A 6,969-nucleotide genomic window follows, 5' to 3' on the forward strand; every position below is an offset into this window, starting at 1 on the left:
CTAACGACAGTCCTGCGGGCGGATCGTGAACCCACAACCTAAAATCCTGTCCCCGAAGGAGGCCTTCAAGGCCTGCTTTTCGGCTGTTGCCGGCTACCTGGGCAGGCCGAGTGCCGAGACCGTGCTGTTTGCCGGCGTGCCGCTGTCGGATACCCGAATCGATATCGACGCCATTCGGCATCTTGCTGAACGCGTCGGTCTTGAAATCACGGAGTTCAGCCATCGCGATTTTCTTCGCGGACGCATCGACCTCCCCGCCATCCTGTTTCGCGTCAGCCAATTGCCGGTTGCGCTGCTTGCCGAGACAGAGGACGATGGATTTACGACCGCTCCCCAGGAGGACGGTCGCACAACCATCAGCAAATCCGAACTTGCCGGAAGCTACATAAGCGGCGGGGTTTCCTTCTCGATAACCTATGCCAACGCGGTCGAGGGGATGAGCGTCGGTTCGGCGGCCAAGATTGAGCGGCGACATTGGTTGACCGGAACGATGGGGCCATTCTGGCGCACCTATTCGAAGGTCATCCTGTCAGCGGTATTCATCAATCTGCTGGCTCTTGCCTCGCCGATCTTCACCATGAATGTCTACGACAGGATCTTGCCAAACAAGGCGATATCGACGCTTTGGGTGCTGTCGATCGGGATCGGCGCGGTCATTCTGTTCGACCTGCTCTTGAAGACCGCCAGAGCGTCGCTGATCGACTATGCCGGGCGCAAGGCCGATCTTCGCATCTCCTATATGCTGTTCGAGAAGGTGCTCAACTCATCCTTGTCGGCACGGCCCGGCTCAACCGGCGAATATGCAAATCGGGTGACGCAGTACGAGTTCGTACGCGAGTTTTTCACGTCGAACACCATCAGCGTCTTCATCGACACGGCATTCGTCTTTGTCTTTCTTCTTGTCATCTATGCGATAGGCGGATGGCTGGTCATCATACCGGCCATTGCCTTTGTCGCCTCCGTGATCGTCGGGCTGATCACGCAACGGCGTATCGGCAAGCGCGTTGCCGCTTCCATGAACGAGGCTTCGCAACGCCAGGCCCTGCTGGTCGAATCCATCTCCACGCTGGAGACGATCAAGTCGCTGCGGGCAGAGGCGTACCTTCTGCGAAAATGGGCAGAGCATTCCAAGAATGCATCCAACACGTCCGAGAAGATAAAGCAGCTTTCGGCTGCCGCCGGCAACATCACGCAGGCCATCCAGCAGATGGTGACCGTCGCCCTGATCGTGGCCGGCGCCTATGCCTTTTCGGAAGGGCATGTCTCCACCGGCGCCATCATCGGCACCGTCATGCTGGCGGGCCGGGCGGTGGCTCCGCTTGGGCAGATCGCCATCACCTTGTCCAGACTTCGTCAGGCAATGCTCTCCTTGCGAATTGTCAACTCGATCATGGCGCAGCCGGAGGATCGGCCGGACACGGTTGGTTTCGTCAACCGCCCCATTCGCAATGGCGCGATGGCGTTCAGGAACGTCGGCTTTGTCTATCCGGGTTCCGAAAACGAAGTTCTGACCGGCGTGAATTTCTCGGTGAAGCCTGGTGAGCGGATCGGCATCATCGGCCGCATAGGCTCGGGAAAGACGACCATGGGGCGGCTGATCGGCAGGCTCTTCCTGCCGACCTCCGGCGAGCTGCTGGTGGACGGGATCGACATCCGCCAATACCACCCGTCGGAGGTTCGCGCCGCGGTCGGTATCGTCGCGCAGGCCAACGAGCTGTTTTCAGGCACCATCAAGGAAAATCTCCTGATGGCGTGTCCGGAGGCGACCGATGAACAGATCGTCGAAGCGGCCAAGGCTGCCGGCGTCGACGATTTCGTCTCCCGCCATCCGCGCGGCTACGACATGAATGTCGGCGAGCGCGGCACCAACCTCTCGGGCGGCCAGAGGCAGACTATGGCAATTGCCCGCCTGTTGCTGACCAAACCGAAAATCGTCTTCCTGGACGAGCCGTCCGGCTCGATGGATCTGGCTTCCGAGCGCCAGCTGATCAAGCAGCTCAAGGTGGCCTTCGATCGCAGCACGACGCTGATCGTTTCGACGCACCGCTTCAGCATGCTCGAGCTGGCCGACCGCCTGATTGTCATCGAGCAGGGCAAGATCGTTGCCGATGGACCGAAAGACCAAGTAATACAGGCGCTGCAGAGAACGAGCGCCTGACAAAAACAGATTTGTTGAGTTCATTCAATACGTTAGGGCATGACAATGCTTGCCAGGGAAGACCGCCCGCCGCTTTTTGCGTCGGTGTCGATATTCATCATCGGAGCGCTTTTTGCGAGTTCGGTCGCCTGGGCGTCCTTTGCCGAGGTCGATGAAATCGCACGCGGCGACGGCAAGATCATACCGGCGTCGAAGACCCAGATCATCCAGGCCAGCGAGCCTGGCGTCGTTCAGGAAATCGCGGTGACGATCGGGCAGATCGTCAAGAAGAACGATCTCATCATTCGTCTCGACAACACCTTCAACACCTCCAGCCTAGGCGAACAGCAGGCCAAGGCGCGGGCGCTGCAGGCGCGCATTGCACGGCTCAAGTTCGAACAGACCGGCACTCTGGAGGGCGCGTTTCCCTGCCCGTCGGAGATCCAGAAGGTGGCGCCGGAAATCTGCGACAACGAACAGAAGCTGCTCATCGCGCGCCGCGACAACTTCGAAGTCAAGCTCTCGGTTCTCAAGTCGCGCCTGGATCAGCGCGAAAAGGAACTGGACGAAGCCAACGCCAATGCCGATCGCCTCACCAAGAATCTGGTCGTCAGCGACCAGGAGGCGAAGCTGGTCGAAGCGATGGTCAAGAAAGGCCTGATGGCGCGAACCGAGCAACTGCGCGTCGAGCGCGAGCAGACCGAGCTCAATGGCCAGCTGGCACTCGCCGGAGAAACCATCAAGAAAGCCAAGTCGGCCATCACGGAAGCCCAGCTTCAGGTCGATGAACTCGGCCTGCAGCTGCAACAGGAAGCGCTCAGCGATCTCACGCAGGCACTGGCTGACCTGTCGGTGGTGGATGAGACGATACGCGGTGCCACCGACAAGGTGGCGCGCACCGACATCCGTTCGCCTGTCGACGGTATCGTCAACACGCTCGACATCAACACGGTCGGCGCCTTCGTCCAGCCCGGCGCAGTCGTCGCGGGTATCGTGCCGACCTCAGAGACCCTGCTGGTCGAAGCGCGGGTTTCACCGCGAGACGTCGCCTTCATCCGGCCGGGGCAGGATGCACTGATCAAGGTGACCGCCTATGACTTCTCGATCTTCGGCGGCATCGAAGGCAAGGTCTCCAACATCACCGCCGACAGCCTGGTCGACCAGAAGACCGGCGAACCCTACTATCAGGTTCGCGTCGCCACCGACAAATCGACGCTGACACGCGACGGCAAGACCTATTCGATCATCCCCGGCATGATCTGTTCGGTCGACATCAAGACCGGACGCAAGACGATCCTCACCTACCTGATGAAGCCGATCAACAAGGCGCGCGAGGAGGCGATGAGTGAGCGGTAGCGCGATCTCCCCTCCTGCCGATCGGGACCGGCTGCTGCCACCGCTGGCGGCAGAGGATTTCGGGCTGGAGTTTCGGGTTGTGGCGCGTGGCGGCACGCGTCGCGGCATTCGCCTGGAACGGGCGTTCTGGACCTCGCTGAAGCAAATGGCCGAAAACCGGAAATGCACGATCGGCATGCTGATCGAAGAGATCGCCGAGACCCACGCCAACGCCGGAAACCTGACATCGGCAATCCGCGTGGCCTGCATGCGTGGACTGGCCGACCAGAACCTCACCTTGCAGAGGCTGGCGTCGATCAAGACCATCAACGCCATTCTGGTCGCCTGCCCCTCGCCGGCCTTTGCCCTGTCCTCGTCGAAGAAGATCCTGACGTTCAATGCGCAGTTCCAGCAACTGGTGCGACGTCAATTGCCGGCGGCGCCGAACGAGGACGCGCGCCACGACCTCAAGCTGGCGCTGGACCTCAATGTCGCCGACATATTCGCAAGGCTCGAGGCCAATGGCGAGACGCCGGTCGCCACCGGTTTCGTCATCGGCGCCGGTGACCGCCGCTACCGGGGTCAACTGAACGCGGCGCGCGCGCCGGTGCTCGAGCCGGAACTGCTGATGGCATTCGTCTTCGGCGGCTAATGCATGTCGAGCAAAAGTGACCTCGGTTTTGCGATAACGACATGCATCAAACAATGACCTGGAGCGCGTCGTGTGAATCCGTTTTCACGCGACGCGCTTTTAGGGCGCCGAAGACACCGTGACGGCATACTTACTGCTGCAGACCTTCGCCCGGCGCGACCGTTGAAAGGCCGCCCTTGATATCGGCTATTTGCGCAGAGCCGGTCTTCGCACCATGGATCCATGCGCGGTCGGTGCTGAACGAATACAGCGGCACGTAGCTCGGCAGATCGCTGTCGCGCGAAACGACATTGCTCAGGCTGTCGAGGATGAAGACGCCGCTGCCGGTGCTGACCGACAGCACGGCATGAAAGAAACCGCGCTTGCGATCCTGCAAGACTACCAGCGACATGCTCTGGCCCGGGATGCCCGCATGCAGCAGCGCGGCCATCTTGAGAATGGCAAAATCCTCGCAGTCCCCTGCCCGCCGCTCGAGGATTTCGGAGGGCTTGGCCCAGTAGTCGAGCTTGCCATAAACCACGCTGTCCTTCTTGTAGGCGATGGCGCGATTTATACTTGAGTTGACGAAAGACAGCTTGTCGATGAAGCGCTTATCCCGCGCTGCCTCGACGATCCCGGCAAAGGTGCTGTTCTTGCGCTCGCATGCACTGCCCGCGGTGCACTCGACAATTGCCTTGTAGACAGGCGCCCAGCGCGCCGAGACCGGGAAATTGCGCATCGACAGGGCGACCGAACCGAACACGCCGGGAATGATCGCCGCCGTCTGGATCGGGTCGATCCCGGCGTCGTCCAGCACGATCGAAGGACCGCGCTTTTCATCAACGGCAACAGGACCATAGCTGCCGAAAGCCATGCCGACCCTGTTGGCTGAAACGGGCTGCCAGGGTTGCGGCCGAGCCAGCGAAACGCCACCGAGACTGGACGGGGTTTCGACCGCTGCCAGCATTCCAACGACAGCGCGGTTGTCCTCGGCAACGGCGCTTGCGGAGGATGGATGCGGCAGGCTTGCGATGCCCATTGCCAGCAGGAGCAGCTTGAGCCCGGTTATCCCCGGGGTAGATTTTTCTTTTTTCATAACGCCCACCTTTGACGGTGGACGCTACCCATCTTGTCTCAAATTACTGGAAAGGAAGGTGGATAAATTTCGGAAAAGCCGGAACATCTATTTTGCGTAAAATTTTATTCGAATTTATACTTCCGTCTATCGACCCGCGCCGACCGGCGGATATCAAACGGGCCACGGCCGGACCAATGTATATCAGGTTATACGTTTGGGATTTACCACGTATAAAAAATGCCGAGACAGGCATATCGGAATATATGAAATTGGTTGTGGGATAGTTGCAAAGCAGAGGCCGTCACTGTCTCTTTCCGGAAAATACCGAAGGGGTTTGGTTATGACGAGCAATAACGAATTGGACACCGTCTCGAATTCTTGGGACCAGCATTCTCCCGATGAACATGGCGGCTCACCATCGCAGGCGGGAACGCAGGTAGCGCAGGCCGCTCAGGCGGCGCCTGCCGAGCCCGTACCGGTCGATGTCGGCAGCGGCGCGCCCGTCAAACAAGATGCACCTGCGGAGGCGAAGGCACCGGCGACAGCTGCGCCCCACGAATACGTGGCCGACGCCAGCAACGTGGTAAAGCTTCCGGCCAACGTCTCGATCGACAACATCAAGGTCGACGGCCACAACCTCGTGCTCGAACAGGCTGATGGCTCGGTGATCGTGATCAAGGATGGCGCGCTCAACGTGCCGACCTTCATCATCGGTGACGTCGAGGTGCCGCGTGTTGCCTTGCTGGCAGCGCTCGAAGCAAGCCATGTCGATGTCGCCTTCGGTGCCGATGGTTCCATATCGGCCGGCCCGGGCGGTCCGAACCCAAGTGCGGGCGCAGATTTTTCGGTTCCCCCCGGTGGCATCGGCGACGGGTTTGACCTCTCGGCACTGTTGCCGCCGACGGCTTTGCAATTTGGGCTTCTGGATCGGCGCGAGCTCTTCCCGTCTGTCGTCGACAGGCCGGTTTCAGTGGTGGCCACATCATTGCTGACCCCGGACCAGGCGGCCAGCGAAACCGGTCTTGACGGCGGTCCGACTCAATCACCCGGCAGCGACGCGCCGAGTGACGCGGAAATCTCCGGCATTGGAACGATCAGCATCGACGCGCCGGACGGTATCGGATCGATTGTCATCAACGGCGTCACCGTTACCGGCGTCGGCCAGCAGATTCCGGGCGATTTCGGCTACCTGACGATCGTCTCCTACAACCCGAGCACGGGTGCTATCGAATACAATTACACGGTGACCGAATCGGTCACTCATCCCCTTCAGGGGGACGGGTTCAATCCCAACGACACGGTTCCGGACAATTTCAGCATCACCGTCACGGACGTCGACGGCGATACGGCCAGCACCACCTTTGCCGTCGCCATCATCGACGACGTGCCGACGGCGGTTGCCGACACCGACAGCATCGCCGCAGGCCAGTTTGGCCCCGCGACGGGCAATGTGCTTGTCGGCGGGACGGACGCGGTCGACGCGAACACCACGGACGGCGTTGCCGACACCAAGGGCGCCGATGGCGCGGCGGTGGTTGGCGTCCAGGCTGGCAACACCAATGCCGCTGTCGACAATGCAGCCACCCTCGGCGTCGAAATCCAGGGCACCTACGGCAAGCTGACGCTGGCCGCCGACGGCACCTACAGCTACGTTCGCGATGCCGGCTCGCCCGGTGGCGTCAACGACGTCTTCACCTACACGATCAAGGACGGCGACGGCGACACCTCGCACACCACGCTGACGATTTCGATCGGCGATGGAACGCCGACCGTATTGATCCCGGTAGC

At 60.6% G+C, this 6,969-nt stretch carries 4 protein-coding genes and 1 pseudogene; 4 read left to right on the forward strand and 1 reads right to left on the reverse strand.

Annotation, left to right across the window (positions count from 1 at the left end; genetic code table 11):
* Positions 1-25: 25 nt before the first annotated feature.
* The 3 genes from ACWGTI_RS09700 to ACWGTI_RS09710 are packed head-to-tail and all read left to right on the forward strand — an operon-like array spanning position 26 to position 4,124.
* Positions 26-2,158 (forward strand): type I secretion system permease/ATPase, encoded by a 2,133-nt coding sequence (locus ACWGTI_RS09700; protein ID WP_454586898.1) that lies wholly within the window; start codon positions 26-28, stop codon positions 2,156-2,158.
* Positions 2,159-2,203: 45 nt separating this feature from the next.
* A complete protein-coding gene (locus tag ACWGTI_RS09705; protein ID WP_454586899.1) occupies positions 2,204-3,493 on the forward strand; it encodes an HlyD family type I secretion periplasmic adaptor subunit in 1,290 nt (429 codons plus the stop codon).
* Positions 3,483-4,124 carry a ribbon-helix-helix domain-containing protein gene (locus ACWGTI_RS09710; protein ID WP_454586900.1) on the forward strand — a complete coding sequence of 214 codons (642 nt, stop codon included), beginning with the start codon at positions 3,483-3,485 and terminating at the stop codon, positions 4,122-4,124. The genes ACWGTI_RS09705 and ACWGTI_RS09710 overlap by 11 nt, the downstream gene beginning before the upstream one ends.
* Before the next feature lie 130 nt (positions 4,125-4,254).
* On the opposite strand, the gene ACWGTI_RS09715 is transcribed toward ACWGTI_RS09710, so the two are convergent.
* Positions 4,255-5,199, reverse strand: a complete 945-nt coding sequence (locus tag ACWGTI_RS09715) for a transglutaminase-like cysteine peptidase (protein WP_454586901.1) — start codon at positions 5,197-5,199, stop codon at positions 4,255-4,257.
* Between the two features lie 196 nt (positions 5,200-5,395).
* Here ACWGTI_RS09715 and ACWGTI_RS09720 point away from each other — a divergent pair.
* Positions 5,396-6,969 (forward strand): annotated as a pseudogene (locus ACWGTI_RS09720) (hypothetical protein); the annotation flags it as partial.

The sequence above is a fragment of the Mesorhizobium sp. ArgA1 genome, assembly GCF_053714375.1.